Origin of the sequence: Burkholderia sp. HMSC10F09 (genome assembly GCF_001806955.1) — a bacterium.
Lineage (GTDB): Bacteria > Pseudomonadota > Gammaproteobacteria > Burkholderiales > Burkholderiaceae > Burkholderia > Burkholderia multivorans.
On sequence record NZ_KV786797.1, the window covers coordinates 1 to 1,347 of the forward strand.

General features: G+C 73.1%; 2 protein-coding genes. Both read left to right on the top strand.

Annotated elements, in window-relative coordinates; translation table 11 throughout:
* Window positions 1-581 (top strand): alpha-2-macroglobulin family protein (locus HMPREF3115_RS19110; protein ID WP_083302244.1); only part of this gene is annotated, 581 nt, incomplete at its 5' end.
* Window positions 578-1,347: biosynthetic peptidoglycan transglycosylase (locus HMPREF3115_RS32570; protein ID WP_256276274.1), on the top strand; the 770-nt coding region annotated here is incomplete at its 3' end. The genes HMPREF3115_RS19110 and HMPREF3115_RS32570, both read left to right, overlap by 4 nt.

Below are 1,347 nucleotides of genomic sequence, written 5' to 3' on the forward strand. Positions count from 1 at the left end.
CTGCGCGCAGCGTGCTGATGCCGTGGCCGCGCACCTCGCAGGCGCCGGCCACGCTGTCCGTCACGCAGGACGGCACGGGCCGCCCGTGGGCGACCGTCGAAAGCCTCGCGGCCGTGCCGCTGCGCGCGCCGTTCGCGGCCGGCTACCGGATCACGAAGACGGTCACGCCCGTGCAGCCGGCCGTCAGCGGCGTGCTGACGCGCGGCGACGTCGTGCGCGTGCATCTCGACATCGACGCGCAGAGCGACATGACGTGGGTCGTCGTCAACGATCCGATTCCGTCCGGCGCGACGATCCTCGGCTCGGGCCTCGGCCGCGATTCCGAAGTCGCGACGCAGGACGAGAAGCGGCCCGACGGCGCCTGGCCCGCGTTCGTCGAACGCGACTTCGACGGCTACCGCGCGTACTACGACTATCTGCCGAAGGGCAAATTCTCGGTCGAGTACACGGTGCGGCTGAACAACGTCGGCACGTTCGGGCTGCCGCCGACGCGCGTCGAGGCGCTGTACGCGCCGTCGGTGTACGGGCTGTGGCCGAATCCGCCGGTCACCGTGAAGCCGGCCGCCGCGAGCCGCCCATGAGCGCGACGCGCGCGCCGAAGTCGCCGCGGTTCGCGCGCACCGCAGGCCGCCTGCTGCTTGCGACCGCGCTCGCGTTCGCGGCGCCGGCCATCGCGCACGCGCTGCCGAGCTACGACGACGTACGCGGAGCGTGGCGCAGCACCGACTGGGTGCTGCTTGCCCGCGACGGCACGCCGCTGCAGCGCACGCGCGTCGACCTCACCGAGCGGCGCGGCGACTGGGTGTCGCTCGCCGACGTCTCGCCCGCGTTCCGCGAAGCGATCGTCGTGTCCGAGGACAAGCGCTTCTACGCGCACAGCGGCGTCGACTGGCGCGGAATCGCGGGTGCCGCGTGGGGCAATCTGTGGAACGAGCGCACACGCGGCGCCTCGACGGTGACGATGCAGCTCGCGGGCCTGCTGGGCGATTCGCCGCGTCGTTCGGGGCAGCGCTCGCTGCCGCAGAAGGCCGTGCAGGCGATGGACGCGCTGCGCCTCGAGCGCAGCTGGCGTAAGGACCAGATTCTCGAGGCTTATCTGAACCTCGTGCCGTTTCGCGGCGAGACGGTGGGGCTCGCCGCGCTGTCGCAGGTGCTGTTCGCGAAGGCGCCGTCCGGCCTCGATACGCGCGAGGCCGCGATCGCCGCCGCGCTCGTGCGTGCGCCGAATGCGACGCCGGCGAAGGTCGCCGAACGCGCGTGCCGGATCCTGCGCGACATGCGCGCCGCCGACGCTTGCACGTCGCTCGACGGCTACGTGCAGCTCGTCACGGCGCGCCCCGCCGCCGC